The organism is Rathayibacter sp. PhB127 (genome assembly GCF_003751665.1).
GTDB lineage: Bacteria > Actinomycetota > Actinomycetes > Actinomycetales > Microbacteriaceae > Rathayibacter > Rathayibacter festucae.
Map to the genome: position 1 here is coordinate 74196 of NZ_RKHW01000001.1, position 14222 is coordinate 88417.

A 14222-nucleotide genomic window follows, 5' to 3' on the forward strand; every position below is an offset into this window, starting at 1 on the left:
TGAGGAGAGAGGACGCGGGCCGGCGGCGGAAGGAGCCGCCGGCCCGCTCGGGATCACTGCGCCTGGTCGAGATCGGCCTGGAGGGCCGACATGTAGTCCTCGGCGCTCATGCCGCCCGAGACCAGCAGCGAGACGTTGGTCTGCGCGTCCGAGGTGGTCTTCGCGTCGAAGAGGGCCTCGAACCAGAGCACGGTCTCGTCGGCCTCGTTCACGTACTCCTGGACCGTGGTGGTCAGCGGCGGGACGTCGGTGACCTCCTCGTTCAGCGCGAAGCCCGAGATGACGCCCTGGTTCTGCAGCACGCTCGAGCCGTAGTTCTCGGCGATGCAGGTCAGCCAGTCGCCGACCCCGTCGTCGTAGGCCTTCGTCGAGGTCGCGGTCGCCGCTCCGGCGTTGGCCGGCCACTGGCTGCTGTCGCCCGCGCCGCCCGTGACGTTCGGGAACGGCAGGAAGCCGACGTTCTCCTCGCCGATCTGGTTCTGAGCGGGGTCGTTGAGATTCGCCAGGAACCAGGAGCCGTTGTAGGTCATCGCGGCCTCGCCGGTGAGGAACTGGGCGTTCGCGGTATCGGTGTCGCGCGAGGTGACGCCCTCGCCGAACAGGCCCGCGCTGCCGAGATCGGCGACGGCCTGAGCGCCCTCGATGTACTCGGCGTCGGTGAGCTTCGCATCGCCGGACTGGATGTCCTTCATGGCGTCCGGGCCGATCGAGCGGAAGAGGTAGTTGCCGATCAGGCGGGTGAGCGGCCAGCCCTGGCTGCCGGCCTCGGTGAGCGGGACGACTCCGGCGGCCTTCAGCGTCTCGAGGGCGGCGACGAGCTCGTCCCAGGTCTGCGGCTCGGCGATGCCGTTGGCCGCCAGGATCTGCTTGTTGTACCAGATGCCCTCGACGTTGTACTGGAACGGCAGCGAGACCATGCCGCCGTAGACCGAGGTGATCGTCGAGCGGGCGGCGGGGAGGACGTCGTCCCAGACGCCGAGCTCGGTGAGCTTCTCCTCGTAGTCGACGATGAGGTCGTTCTTGCCGAGGTCGCCGTCGGGGCGGACCTGCGCGGTGCCGGCGACGAAGCTGGTGGGCAGCGCGTCCTGGCTCGCGAGCAGCGTGATCTTCTGCACCACGTCGGCCTGGGCGACCGTCTGGCTGTCGAGCGGCATCGCCTCGTTCTCGGCGGAGCAGGCGCCCTCGCCGAGGGTGGCGAGCTCGTCGCGGATGATCGAGTTCTCGGCCGGGGTGAGGACCGAGAAGGAGCCGGCGGCGCCGGACTCGGACGAGCCGCCGCCGTCGCCCGAGGCGCAGCCGGTGAGCAGCAGCACGGCGGCTCCGGTACCGGCGACGAGCCCGGTGAGGGTCGAGCGGGAGCGACGTCCGCGGGATTCTGCAGAGCGGGACACATTTCCTCCTTGAAAGGTGCAACGGCGTTTCGAACGGACGATGCCGGGCGGGCATTGTTTGAAACGTTACAATTCAGGAGGCTACCGACGGGCGTGAGAGCTGTCAAGACTGTCTTGACACGTTTCAAAAGCTGCGGAACGATGAAGCCGTCGTCCGGGCGCTGGAGCCCGATGGCCGCTCGGCGGCGCACGACGAGGATCGGAGAGACATCGCATGGAACTCGACGGGCAGCGCGCCCTGGTCACCGGTGGCGCGGGAGCGCTCGGACGAGTCGTCTGCCGCGAGCTCGCCCGTGCGGGAGCCGACGTGGTCGTCGTCGATCTCGACGCGGCGGGAGCGGAGGAGGTCGCCCGGAGCGTGCGCGAGGAGGGCAGGGCCGCTCGCGCCGTCGCGGTCGACCTGACCGACTTCGACGCCGTGCAGCGCGCCCTCGGCGCCGTGATCGAGGAGGACGGCGCGATCGACGTGCTGGTCAACGGCGCCGGCGGCGGCGCGGTCTCGTTCTTCCATGAGATGACGGAGCAGACCTGGCGCACCCAGATGTCGCGGAACCTCGACACCGTCTTCGCGGTCACCCGCGCCGTGCTGCCCGCCATGCTCGAGCGGCGCTCCGGCCGGATCGTGAACATCGCCTCGGTCGCGGCCGTCGCCGGGGGGCGGCTCGTCCGCGGGGCGACCGCCTACGCCGCCGCCAAGGCCGGGGTCGTCGGCCTCACCAAGGCCCTCGCGATCGAGGTCGCCGACCAGGGCGTCACCGTCAACGCGCTCGCGCCCGGCGCGCAGCGCACGCCCGGCCGGGACAACGACACCCCCGAGCGGCGCGCGGCGCTGCTCGACCAGATCCCGTCGCGCCTGCTCGGCGAGCCCGAGCACCTCGCCCGGACGATCGTGTTCCTCGCGTCGCCGGCGGCCGTCAACATCACCGGAGTGATCCTGCCGCTCGACGGCGGACACTCGATCTAGTGGATCCCGGAGACTCCGCCATGACGCAGCCCACCCCCGACCCCGAGCGCCTCGCCCGCGGCCGGGCCGCCTTCGACGCCGTCTACGGCGAGGGCAAGGCCGACGGCCTGATCGCGCTGCAGCGCGGCCGCGCCCAGGACCTCGCCCGCTACGGCCTCGAGTTCAACTTCGGCGACGTCAACTCGCGCCCCGGCCTCACCCTGCGCGAGCGCGAGCTGATCACCCTCGGCGTCCTCACCGCGCTCGGCGGGGTGGACGCGCAGCTCCGGGGGCACACCCGCGCGGCCGTCAACACCGGGGCGACGGCGGAGGAGATCGTCGAGGCGGTCATCCACACGGTGCAGTACGTCGGCTTCCCCCGCGCGCTCAACGCGGTGAAGGTGGTGTCGGAGGCGCTGGAGGCGCACGGCGTCGCGCTGCCGGAGCCGCTGCTGCCGGAGTCGCCGCTGCCGGAGTCGCCGCCGGAGTCGCCGCTCCGCGAGTAGGGAGCGGCGCGTGAGAGCATCGAAGCCCGTCCGACGCCCCGTCGCGGCGCCCGCCAGCACGAGGAGACAGCGATGACCAGGGTCGGCATCCGCGACGTCGCCGCCGCCGCCGGCGTCTCGATGGGGACGGTCTCGCACTTCCTCAACCACCCCGCTCGCGTCTCCGACACGAAGGCGAAGCGGATCCAGGAGGCGATCGAGGCGCTGGGCTTCGTGCGCAACAACGCGGGCCGTCAGCTCCGGCTGGGGCAGAGCTCCACCATCGCCTACATCGCTCCCGACGTGTCCAACCCCTTCTTCGCGATGATCGCGGAGGGCGCGGAGCGGCGCGCGGCCGAGCTCGGGCTGTCGCTGTTCCTGGCGAACTCCGGCGGCGAGACCTCCCGCGAGGACGCCTACCTCGAGCTGTTCGAGGAGCACGGGGTCCGCGGGATGCTGGTCGCGTCGCACGGCTCGATCGAGGACCGCCTCGCCTCGGTCCGCTCGCGCGGGACGCCGACCGTGCTCGTCGGCCGGCACGCCGCCTCCGAGACCCAGCCGTCGGTGTCGATCGACGAGGTGCTCGGCGGGCGGCTCGCGGCCGAGCACCTGCTCGCGCTCGGCCGCCGCCGCCTGGCCTTCGTCGGCGGCCCGCTCTCGATCCAGCAGGTCGGCGAGCGCCTGTCGGGCGCCAGCCGCGCGGTCGCCGCGGTGCCCGGCGCGACCCTCGAGATGATCGACGTGCAGCACCGCGTGATCGCGGAGGGGCACGAGGTCGGCGAGGCGATCGCCGACCGGGAGCCCGCCGCGCGCCCCGATGCGATCTTCGCCGTCAACGACCTGCTGGCCATCGGCCTCGAGCAGGTCCTGATCGGCCGGGGGATCCGCGTGCCCGAGGACATCGCCCTCATCGGCTACGACGACATCGAGTACGCGGAGGCCTCGATCGTGCCGCTGAGCTCGATCCGGGCGCCGCAGGAGTCGTTCGGCGCGTCGGCGGTCGACCTGCTGCAGGAGGTGGTGTCCGCCGAGGGCGACGGCGTCGTCGACCGGCGCCGGGTCTTCGCGCCGGAGCTCGTCGAACGCGCGTCCACGCGCGGTCGCTGACCCGCGGGGCGGGCGCGCCCGTGCCCGCCGCCCGGGAGAGGGCCCGGCGTCCTCGGGGTGGGTGGGTCTCGATACGCCCCTGCGGGGCTACTCGACCAGCATGCAGGCTCCCCCTCGGGGCTGCTCGACCAGCATGCCGGCGCCCCTGCGGGGCTGCTCGGCCAGCATGCCGATCGCCCTGCTCGCGGCTGCGAGCCGGCAGCGGGGCCCGATCATGCTGATCGAGTAGCCCGCGGAGCGGGCGTATCGAGATCCTCGCGCGGGCAGCCCCGTGCGCACTGGTCGCGGCGCGGGCCCGTCGACCGCCGTGCTGATCGCCCTGCTCGAACCGACGTCCCGCGCCAGAAGTGAGGCAGTTTCGCCTTCTCAAGCCGACCGGCCTAAGCTGCCGTGTCGGTCAGCCGCTCCTCGCCGGTTCGTGCCCTCGCTGAACGGATCCGCCACCAGGTCCTCTCCCGGGTTTCCCGGAGCGGTGGGGGCGGCGCCGGACGCGTGTGGCGCGGACGGGGGGCGTGCGCCGGGCGGTGCGACTGCGATTCACTGAGGCTTCCTGCAGTGATGACAGCGTTACCACCGCGCACCTGTCTCGATTCTTGACGAGTCGCTCCAGCTCGTCCTCACCCACTCTCAGAACGGATCCGCCATGTCCACTCACCCCTCCGATTCCTCCGGTCCCTCGCGCCGCTCCGTGACCGCGGGCGCGATGTGGAGCATCCCCGTCGTCAGCGCGGCGGTCTCTGCTCCGCTGGCCGCGGCCTCGACGCTGCCCTGCACCAGCACGACGCTGTTCACGCAGTCGAGCATGTCGTTGAATCCGCTGACCCTCACCGCGACCTCGCCAACCGGCACGTCGACCTCGGTCCGCATCACCTCGGTCCTGGCGGCTGACACCACGACCACGCCCACGACCGACCCCAGGAGCTTCAACCTGACCCAGGACGGTACGGTGTGGTACGCCGGCGGAACGTTCCAGTTCGCGAACGAGTTGCCGCTGAGCTTCTACGAGCCCGGGCTGCTCCTCCTGAACCAGCGTCGCGCCGGGCGGGTCTCGACGACGACCGAGAACGTTCCGGAGGTGCCGACGCCGGGGTCCGACTCGCAGACGCTGATCTTCGAGTTCTTCGACGCCGACGGGAAGCCGTTCGACCCGACGGACGTCCAGCTCACCGTCCTGAACATCTCGTCGGACGCGACCAGCCTGGGGCTCTACTGGGCTCTGAAGTCCTGGTCGACCGTCGGCTTCAGCGTCGCGCCCACGTCGATCTCCTCGCGCGGCGGCGCGGCGGGAGTCGGCGCCGGCACGATCGCCGATCCCTTCCGGCGCGCCACCGCCGGGGAGCGGGCTGTACCGCTCGCGCCGCGCTACGACACCTTCACGTTCCGCTCCTTCCCGTCCGGCAGCTCGCTCGTCTACAGCCAGTTCGGCGGCTTCCAGGGCTGGCACAGCAGCGCGATCACGGGCCTCGGCTTCCGCTCCAGCGACTGCTGAGCGCTCGTTCCACGCCAGCGGTGGGGGGAACGCCGCACTCGGGCGACCGCTGCTCCTACGCTGCCGGGGTGCCCGGTCGGATTCCGGCCGCACTCCTGGTCTCACGGAACGGATCCCGCATGTCGCAGCACCGCCCCGACCAGCACGGCCCCACCCGGCGCAGCGTCGCCGCGAGCGCCGTGTGGGGCGTCCCCGTCGTCAGCGCGGCGGTGGCAGCCCCGCTCGCCGCCGCCTCGCCCGCCCCGTGCTTCAGCACGACGGTGTTCCCGCCGGCGAGCGTCGCGAGCGACCCCACCGTGCTCACCGCGATCTCGCCGGGGGGAGCGGTGTCGACGGTGCGGATCACGTCCGTCCTCGCGCCGGGCACCACGACCGAGTCGCAGGGCCGGAGCTTCAATCTGACCGGGGAGGGCTCCGTGTGGATCGGGGAGGAGACCGGTCCGCCGCTGAGCGAGACGGTCGCGCGCGCCGGGGAGCCCGGCGCGTTCGGTCCCGGGACGCTCCTGCTGAACCAGCGTCGAGCCGGGGTACTCACGCAGACCCCGTCGCCCGGGCCCGACTCGCAGACCCTGACCTTCCGCTTCTTCGGAGCGGACGGGCGGCCGTTCGACCCGCTCGACGTCCGGCTCACCTTCCAGAACATCACGTCGCTCTCGGACTCCTCCCTCCCCTGGGTGGCGGGCTGGTGGACCACCGTCGGCTTCAGCCTCGCGCCCACCTCGATCTCCGCCCAGGGCTCCGACCCGGGAGTCGGCACGGGCACGGTCGCCGACCCGTTCCGGCGCAGCACCTCCTTCGAGCCCGTCCTCGTCAACGACCCCCGCTTCGACACCTTCGCGTTCGACGTCCTCCCCTCGGGGAGCACGCTGACCCTGAGCCAGCACGACGGTCAGCAGGGTTGGCACTCGACAGCGCTGACCGCGCTGCGCTTCCGCGCCGGCGACTGCTGAGCACCGCGGCGTCAGCGGAGGCGGGCCACTCCCCGCGGGCGCCCCTCCCGGCTCAGGGAGCAGCCGTCAGCCGACCGCGGCCGCCTCGGGATCGGGGATCGCCGTGAGCAGCGCCCGCGTGTACGGATGCTGCGGCGCCTCGAAGATCTGCGCGGGCGTGCCCGACTCGACGATCCGGCCCTTCTGCATCACGTGCACGGTGTGCGCGAGCATCCGCACCACGGCGAGGTCGTGGCTGATGAAGAGGTAGCTCAGCCCGAGCTCGCGCTGCAATTCGGCCAGGAGCGCGAGGATCTGCTCCTGCACGAGGACGTCGAGCGCCGACACCGCCTCGTCCAGCACGACCAGCTCGGGCGAGAGGGCGAGCGCACGGGCGATCGCCACCCGCTGGAGCTGCCCGCCCGAGAGCTCGCGGGGCAGCTTCTCCGCCACCTCGGGCGGCAGGGCGACCTGCGCGAGCAGCTCGGCGACCCGCCGCCGCCGGCTCTCACCGTCGCCGACCCGGTGCAGCAGCAGCGGCTCCTCGATGCTGCGGGCCACGGTGTAGCGGGCGTCGAACGAGCTGTACGGGTTCTGGAACACCGGCTGCACGTGCCGGCGGAAGTCCATCAGCTCCTTCCCGCGCAGGTGCGCGACGCTCCGGCCGCGGAACTCGATCGCGCCGGTCGTCGGCTCCTCGAGTCGCAGCACGAGCTTCGCCGTCGTCGACTTGCCCGAGCCGGACTCGCCGACGACCGCGACGGTCCGGCCGCGCGGGATGTCGAACGAGGAGGACTCGACGGCGGTGAACGGCGACTTCCGGCCGAGGCCCGAGCGCACCGGGTACTGCTTCCCGACCTCGCGGAGCCTCACCAGCGGCTCGACGCCCTCGGACGCGGGCGCGTCCTCGACCAGCCGGGTCGACGACAGGGTCGGCGCCGCGGCCAGCAGCCGCCGGGTGTACTCGTGCTGCGGAGCGCGCAGGACGGCCGCCGCCTCGCCCTGCTCGACCACCTCGCCGCGGAACAGCACCAGCACCCGGTCGGCGCGCTCGGCGGCGAGGGCGAGGTCGTGCGTGATCAGGATCACCGCCGTCCCCATCTCGGCGGTGAGGCGGGCGAGCTGATCGAGGATCCCGCGCTGCACGGTGACGTCCAGCGCGCTGGTCGGCTCGTCGGCGATGAGCAGCCGCGGGCGGCAGGCGAGGCCGATCGCGATCAGCACTCGCTGGCGCATGCCGCCGGACAGCTCGTGCGGGTACTGCCGCGCGCGCCGGGCCGGCTCGGGGATGCCCACCATCTCGAGCAGCTCGACGACCCGGTCGCGCGCGGCGGCACCCCGGAGGCGGCCGTGCACCAGCAGCGCCTCCGCGATCTGCGCGCCCACCCGCTGCAGCGGATTCAGATTCGACATCGGATCCTGAGGCACCAGCCCGATGCCGGCGCCGCGGATCGCGGTCATCCGCTTCTCCGTCGCCTGCGCGAGGTCCTCGCCCTCGAAGAGGATCGTGCCGGAGGAGATCCGGCCGTTCTCCGGGAGCAGCCGGTTGATGCTCGCGGCGGTCGTCGACTTCCCCGAGCCCGACTCGCCGACGACGGCGATCGTCTCACCCGCGCGCAGATCCAGGTCGAGGTGGCGCACCGCCTCGATCTCGCCGGCCGGAGTGGCGAACGAGATCGAGACGTCGCGCAGGGAGAGCAGCGGATCGGTCACGGGAGCGGCCTCAGACCGCGGCGGTCTCGAGCGCGGGAGCCTCGGCCACGGGCGCCTCGGTCGCGGGCGCCTCGAGCGACCAGGACGCCTCGATCTCGGCCAGGTCGACGACCTCGCCGAACGACCAGGCGATCCCGAACAGCGCGAAGTGGTTCCGCTCGGCCGTGAACTCGGCGACGGCGTCGCGCACCACGTAGGTGCCGTAGTCGCGCTGGCCCGCGTCCCGCGCCGTGGATTCCACGCAGATGTTGGTCGTCACTCCGCAGATCACGACGTTGCGGACGCCCATGCCGTTCAGCACCGGCTCGAGGCGGGTGCCGTAGAACGCACTCGGCCGGGACTTGTCGATCACGATCTCGTCGGGCCGCGCCTCCAGCTCCGGGATCAGCTCGATCTCGTCGGTGCCGGCGCCGAGCGAGTTGGAGGCGATGCGCTCGGCGGCCTTCGCACCGCGGACCGGGCCGAAGTCGACCATGCCGGGCATGTAGACGTAGCGGGTGAAGATCACCGGCACGCCGGCGGCGCGGGCGTCGCGCACCAGGCGGAGGGTGCCCGGAATGGCGTCGCGCAGCGGCGTGACGTCGATGCCCGAGCGGCCGAGCGAGTCGTCGTTGTCGAAGAAGGCGCGCTGCATGTCGACGACGATGAGCGCGGTGTTCTCGCGGGGGATGGTGGTCATGGCGGTGCTCCTGATCGGTAGAGGTGGAGAGAGAGCGGTTCAGTTGAAGACGAGCATCCCGTCGGGTCGCGGGCTCCAGTCGAGGCCCTGCGCGACGCCGTAGGTGTAGGTGTCGGTGAAGAGCGGGGCGTAGTAGGTGTTCTCGGCGACGAGCGCCGAGATCTGCGCGAAGTCGTCGGCGCGCGCGGTCTCGTCGGCCTCGCCGGTCTCGGCAGCGAGCAGCCCGTCGATCGCGGGGTCGGAGACGTAGCCCTGACCGCCGGTCTTGAGCAGCATCGTCAGCGGCAGGTCGGCGTCCATCACCGAGGGGGCGAAGGCGTAGAGGTAGAGGCCGGGCAGCGAGGCCGAGAACCAGGTCCCGCTGAAGGTGTTCGCCTCCTGGCCGTCGAGCTCGATCGTGAGGCCGACGGCCTCGAGCTGGCTCGCGACCGCCTGCGCGATCTGGTCGATCTGCGGCAGGCCGTTGGTCGGGTAGGACAGCGTGATCGGGCTGCCGTCGTAGCCGGAGGCCGTGATCAGCTCGCGGGCCGCGTCGGCGTCCGTCTCGGTCGCGGGGAGCGCCTCGTCGTAGCCGAAGGAGACCGGGGCGATCAGCTGGCCGGTCGGGGTGACCGCTCCGCCCAGCAGGTCCTCGCTGATCGCGGTGCGGTCGATCGCGAGGTCAACGGCCTCGCGCACCGAGGGGTCGGACAGCCAGGGGGCCGTCGCGTTGAAGCCGGTGTAGAGCACGCGGTTCGACTCCTGCTCGACGACGTCGACCGTGCCGGAGCCCTCGACCGCCGCGACGTTCGAGGGGCCGAGCAGCGCCAGGTCGAGATCACCGGACTGGACCGAGTTGGCGCGGGTCGTCTCGTCGGGCACCGGCTGGAAGACGACCTCCTCGTAGGCGCCCTTCTCGCCCCAGTAGTCGTCGTTGCGCTCGAGCGTGATCGAGTCGCCGTTCACCCAGGAGGCGACGGAGTACGGGCCCGAGCCGACCGGCGCCTTCGCGAACGCGGCCGGTCCTTCGGCCTCGTAGACCGCCTGGGGGATGATCGGGACGAGCGTGACCTGGCGGTCGAAGGGCGCGAACGGCGTGTTCAGCGTGAAGGTGACCTCGTCCTCGCCGGTCGCCACGACCGACTCGACCGCCGAGAGGTAGCCGCCGAGGTTCGACGCCGGATCGCTCATGGCCGTCTCGTAGGTGAAGACCACGTCCTCGGCCGTGACGTCGGTGCCGTCCTGCCAGGCGGCGTCGTCGCGCAGGGTGAAGACCCAGCTGGTCAGCGAGTCGTCGTGGGTCCAGCCCGAGGCGAGCCGCGGCGAGACGCTGCCGTCGGCGTCCACCTGGGCGAGCTGGTCGAAGACGTTGTAGAAGATGTTCAGCGCCGGCAGCTGGGTGTCGTAGAGCGGATCGAGCGAGGACGGCTCGCCGGTCAGCGCGACGGTGATGCTCGTGGTGTCGGCGGCCGAGGCGGAGCCGTCGTCGAAGCTCGCGCAGCCGCCGAGGGCGAGCGTCGCGGCGCCGACGAGCGCGACGGCGCCGACGGTGCGACGGCCGAGGGGGGATCGGCCGAGGCGGCGGGAGGAGGAAGGGGTCACGGGGAGGCCTTTCGGGAGGGGGGAAGCGGGGGAGGAGGGGGAGCGGGCGCTCAGCGGCGCGGGCGCGCGCCCTGGGAGACGAACTGGATCCCGCCGATGACGAAGAGGATCATCAGCGCGGGCAGGAGGGTGAGCGCGGCGTCGGTCTGCAGGTACTTCTGGCCCTCGTTGATCATCAGACCGAGGCTCGGCGTGGGCGGCTGGATGCCGAGGCCGAGGAAGCTCAGCGACGACTCGATGGTGATCACGACGCCGATCTCGAACGCCGCGAGGATCAGCACCTGCGGCAGCACGTTCGGCAGCAGGTGCTTGCGCACGATCCACCAGCCGCTGCCGCCCGCGGCCGTCACCGACGAGACGAACTCCCGCTCGCGCAGCGACACCGTGAGGGAGCGGGTCACCCGTCCGTAGCCGACCCAGTTGGTCAGGCCCAGGAGGGTCACCAGCAGCAGCGGACTCGAGCCGAGCGCCGCGACGAGGACGATCAGCAGCAGCACGACGGGGATCGCCAGCTGCACATCGCCGACGGCCATCAGGAAGCCGTCGAGGCGGCCGCGCCGCCAGCCGGCCAGCAGCCCGACCGCGAGACCGACGGCCGCGCTGATCGCGACGGCCCCGAGCGCGACCAGCAGCGAGACGCGCGTCGCGACCGCCAGGCGGCTGAGGGTGTCGCGGCCGAGCGCGTCGGTCCCGAGCAGGTGCGCCGGGTCGGCGAACGGCGCGGCGAGGCTGCCCGCGAGGTCCTGCGAGGACGGGTCGAAGGCGGGGAGGAAGGGCACCACGATCACGACGAGCGCCACGACGGCGAGCATCACGACGGCGACGGCGACCGAGGGCCCCGGCAGACGGGCGGCGGCGAGCTGCCACCGGGTGCGGGTGCGGATGATCTCGGTGGTCACGACAGTGCTCCCTTCACGACAGTGCCCTTCACGACGCCGCGGTTCGCGACGATGCAACTGACGGCGGCGCCCCTCACGACAGCCGCACTCTCGGGTCGAGCACGGCGTAGAGCAGATCGACGACCAGGTTGATCACGATGAAGAGCAGGGCGATGACGACGACCCCCGCCTGGACGATCGGATAGTCGCGCTGGGTGACCCCCTGCACGATCAGACGGCCGAGACCCGGCCAGTTGAAGACCGTCTCCAGCACGACCAGCCCGCCGACGAGCACGCCGAGGTTGATGCCGGCGACCGTGATGATCGGCAGCATCGCGTTCGGGAGCATGTGCCGCAGCACGATCCGCGACCGCGGCACGCCCTTCGCCCGCGCGGTGCGGACGAAGTCGAGCGAGCGGCTCTCGTCGAAGGAGGCGTTGAAGAGGCGGAGGTAGAGCGCCACCTCGAAGGTCGCGATGGTGATCACCGGGATGACGTAGCTCGCGTAGGAGGTGCGGCCGAGGGCGGGCAGCAGCCCGAGCCCGACCGAGAAGACCAGGATCATCAGGATCCCGAACAGGTACGGCGGGATCGCCTGCCGGAGCGTCGCCGCCCAGAGCATCACGGTGCGCAGGCGGCGGTCGCCTGTGACCTCGGCGAGCACGGCGAGCCCGGTCGCCAGCACGATCCCGATCACGAACGAGGTGATCGCGAGCTCGAGCGTCGCCGGCAGCCGGTCGAGCACCAGGGCGAGGGCGGGCTGCCCCTGCCGGATCGACTCGCCCAGATCGCCGCGCACCACGTCGCCGAGGAAGCCGAAGTACTGCGCGAGCAGCGGCCGGTCGAGTCCGAGGGCCCGCCGCACGTCCGCGACGTCCTCGGCGGTCGCCTGGTCGGGCAGCATCAGCCGCACCGGGTCGCCGGTCATCCGGGCCAGGACGAACGCGAACGTCAGCACCGCGAGCACCGTCACGACCGCCCGGAACGCGCGCCGGCCGAGGAAGCGGACCATGCCGTCACCCCCTGTCCTCCTGCTCAACCCGGACGGATCGCCGGTGAGTCAGGAGCGTAGGAGCCGCTCCGGTCCGCGCTGATTGCGGGGGCGTGAAGCTTGGATTGCGCGACCGCCGCCCGCGCCACCGCAGGGATCGGCGCCCTGTCCGCCACTCGCCGTTCCCCTCCCGCGAGATGCCACTTGTGCACGCGACACGCCGGTGGAAGCGAGCACAAGTGGCCTCTCGCGGAGGGGGAGGAGTGGCGGAATGCGGGGCGGATCGGCGTCGGTGCGCGGATCGGGATCGGGTCGACCGGCGCAATCGGGATTCAACAATCGGCTGTCAGGATCGTGCCTCGACGGCGGGTCTCCGCCCTGCCCGCTCCCTCCGGAAGGACACCCGCGCCATGACCCTCGAGACCTACTCGCCGGATCCGCAACTGCTCCGGCAGGCCTTCTCGCACTTCCCCTCCGGCGTCGCCGCCTTCGCCGCGGAGGTGGACGGCACGCTCGAGGGCATGGTCGCCTCCTCGTTCAGCGTCGGCGTCTCGATGGACCCGCCGCTGGTGATGTTCGCCATCCAGAACTCGTCGACCACCTGGCCGGTGCTGCGCGGGGCCGGCCGCATCGGCGTCTCGGTGATGGGAGCCGGTCACAGCGTCGCCGCGCGCCAGCTCGCCTCCCGCAACAAGGCCGGCCGCTTCGAGGGCCTCGAGATCGAGCGGAGCGAGGCCGGCGCCGTCTTCGTGCACGGCTCACCGCTCTGGCTCGAGTGCTCGATCCACGGCGAGATCCCCGCCGGCGACCACCACGTCGTCCTGCTCGAGGTCACCGCCCTGCACAACGACGCGACGATCGAGCCGCTCGTCTTCCACGGCTCGGCCTTCCGGCACCTCCGCTCGGTCGCCTGACCGGGGCCGGGAGCGGTGGGGGTCAGACGCCCCAGTTCATGAACGGCGCGCGCAGGCTCGAGACGGTGACCTGATCCTCCGCGAGCGCCGCCACCCAGTTGGTCAGCTCGAAGTCCTCGGTGGTGCCGACGGTCGTCGTGTCGAAGGAGAAGAAGCTGAGCGAGCCGTCGGTCGTGCTCTCCGGGTGCTCGGCCGCGACCTCCGCGGCGGCGTCGCCGACCGCGACTCCGCCCAGCGTGCTGATCGCGACACCGTCGACGGCGGGCGCGGTCGCCTCGAGCAGGATGTCCGGCTCGGGGTAGGTGAGCTCCGGCCCGCCGGCGTCGTAGACGTCGGTGTCCCGGAGGACGAAGCCCGGCCAGGTGTAGGCGCGGCTGCGGTAGCCCTCGTAGGGGATGTCGTCGGACTCGGTCGGCTCGCTGCCGAACGCCTCGGTGAGCGCCGCGACCGCGCCGGTGCCGTCGCGGTAGGCCCAGCTGCCCAGCTGAGCGCCGGTGGCGTCCACCAGGGAGAACGAGGTCGGCCCGATCAGCAGGCTCGCGGCGGCCGCGGGCGTCGCGGTCGGCGCGGGGGTCGCGGTGGGGGCCGGCGTCGCGGTGACGGTCGCCGTCGCGGTGGCGGTCACCGTCGCGGCCGGCTGCGCGACGGGCTCGTCGGAGGAGACGCAGCCGCTCAGGACCGTCCCGACGCCGAGGGCGAGGGCGGTGCCGGCGACAGCGGTGCGCAGGAGCGAGCGGGACGGGACGGGCATGGCGGACCCCCGGAGAAGCGGACGACGGGGGTCGCGGATCGTCCCCCACCGCCCATCCTCCCGCGCGGGAGCCGGCGACCGGGTAACGATGCGCTCTCCTGCGCCGGAGCTAGCAGGCGACGGTGTCCGAGAGCGGCTGCGCGTCCGCGTCGACACGCTCGAACTCGACGCGCTGGATGCGGTTCACCGCGACCACGCTGTACTGCTCGGGCCCGCGCGCGACCGGCAGGAACTGCCGCGTCTCCAGGTCGTGGGCGAGCTTGTGGCGATCACCGTGGAACGTGCAGGCGTGCGCCCTCTGCTCGGGATCGTCGACCAGGTAGAGCACCAGCTGGAGAACGGGCATCGCTTCCCTTCGGGATGACGTGAAC

14 protein-coding genes are annotated in these 14222 nt (G+C 72.2%); 6 read left to right on the forward strand and 8 right to left on the reverse strand.

The window, feature by feature from the left end; translation table 11 throughout:
* Positions 1 to 53: 53 nt before the first annotated feature.
* The gene (locus tag EDF22_RS00355; protein WP_123701524.1) at positions 54 to 1391 is read right to left on the reverse strand and encodes an ABC transporter substrate-binding protein; all 1338 of its coding nucleotides are present in this window, start codon (positions 1389 to 1391) and stop codon (positions 54 to 56) included.
* A gap of 214 nt (positions 1392 to 1605) precedes the next feature.
* On the opposite strand from EDF22_RS00355, the gene EDF22_RS00360 reads away from it, so the two are divergent.
* From EDF22_RS00360 to EDF22_RS00385, 5 genes are all read left to right on the forward strand, one after another.
* Positions 1606 to 2355, forward strand: a complete 750-nt coding sequence (locus tag EDF22_RS00360; protein ID WP_123701526.1) for an SDR family NAD(P)-dependent oxidoreductase — start codon at positions 1606 to 1608, stop codon at positions 2353 to 2355.
* Positions 2356 to 2375: 20 nt separating this feature from the next.
* Complete coding sequence (locus EDF22_RS00365; RefSeq protein WP_123701529.1) at positions 2376 to 2840, forward strand: carboxymuconolactone decarboxylase family protein; 465 nt, start codon at positions 2376 to 2378, stop codon at positions 2838 to 2840.
* A gap of 72 nt (positions 2841 to 2912) precedes the next feature.
* A complete protein-coding gene (locus EDF22_RS00370; protein ID WP_123701531.1) occupies positions 2913 to 3926 on the forward strand; it encodes a LacI family DNA-binding transcriptional regulator in 1014 nt (337 codons plus the stop codon).
* 643 nt (positions 3927 to 4569) lie between these two features.
* Positions 4570 to 5415: a hypothetical protein gene (locus tag EDF22_RS20355; RefSeq protein WP_148059066.1), complete on the forward strand. Its 846-nt coding sequence runs from the start codon at positions 4570 to 4572 to the stop codon at positions 5413 to 5415.
* Between the two features lie 119 nt (positions 5416 to 5534).
* A complete protein-coding gene (locus EDF22_RS00385; RefSeq protein WP_123701537.1) occupies positions 5535 to 6365 on the forward strand; it encodes a hypothetical protein in 831 nt (276 codons plus the stop codon).
* Between the two features lie 66 nt (positions 6366 to 6431).
* Here the strand turns inward: EDF22_RS00385 and EDF22_RS00390 are convergent, their stop codons facing one another.
* The 5 genes from EDF22_RS00390 to EDF22_RS00410 form a co-directional block, all read right to left on the reverse strand.
* Positions 6432 to 8057, reverse strand: a complete 1626-nt coding sequence (locus EDF22_RS00390; protein WP_123701539.1) for an ABC transporter ATP-binding protein — start codon at positions 8055 to 8057, stop codon at positions 6432 to 6434.
* A 10-nt stretch (positions 8058 to 8067) separates the two neighbouring features.
* Positions 8068 to 8736 carry a cysteine hydrolase family protein gene (locus EDF22_RS00395; protein WP_123701541.1) on the reverse strand — a complete coding sequence of 223 codons (669 nt, stop codon included), beginning with the start codon at positions 8734 to 8736 and terminating at the stop codon, positions 8068 to 8070.
* A 39-nt stretch (positions 8737 to 8775) separates the two neighbouring features.
* Positions 8776 to 10317: an ABC transporter substrate-binding protein gene (locus EDF22_RS00400; RefSeq protein WP_123701543.1), complete on the reverse strand. Its 1542-nt coding sequence runs from the start codon at positions 10315 to 10317 to the stop codon at positions 8776 to 8778.
* A 50-nt stretch (positions 10318 to 10367) separates the two neighbouring features.
* Complete coding sequence (locus tag EDF22_RS00405; protein ID WP_123701545.1) at positions 10368 to 11216, reverse strand: ABC transporter permease; 849 nt, start codon at positions 11214 to 11216, stop codon at positions 10368 to 10370.
* Positions 11217 to 11289: 73 nt separating this feature from the next.
* Positions 11290 to 12207, reverse strand: a complete 918-nt coding sequence (locus EDF22_RS00410) for an ABC transporter permease (RefSeq protein WP_123701547.1) — start codon at positions 12205 to 12207, stop codon at positions 11290 to 11292.
* A gap of 389 nt (positions 12208 to 12596) precedes the next feature.
* Between EDF22_RS00410 and EDF22_RS00415 the strand changes: the two genes are divergently transcribed.
* The gene (locus EDF22_RS00415) at positions 12597 to 13100 is read left to right on the forward strand and encodes a flavin reductase family protein (protein WP_123444745.1); all 504 of its coding nucleotides are present in this window, start codon (positions 12597 to 12599) and stop codon (positions 13098 to 13100) included.
* Between the two features lie 22 nt (positions 13101 to 13122).
* Here EDF22_RS00415 and EDF22_RS20610 read toward each other — a convergent pair whose 3' ends face one another.
* Both EDF22_RS20610 and EDF22_RS00425 read right to left on the reverse strand, forming a co-directional pair.
* Positions 13123 to 13851, reverse strand: coding sequence for a hypothetical protein (locus EDF22_RS20610; protein WP_185038638.1), 729 nt, complete (start codon positions 13849 to 13851; stop codon positions 13123 to 13125).
* A gap of 109 nt (positions 13852 to 13960) precedes the next feature.
* Positions 13961 to 14197 carry a hypothetical protein gene (locus EDF22_RS00425; protein ID WP_123444746.1) on the reverse strand — a complete coding sequence of 79 codons (237 nt, stop codon included), beginning with the start codon at positions 14195 to 14197 and terminating at the stop codon, positions 13961 to 13963.
* Positions 14198 to 14222: the final 25 nt, after the last annotated feature.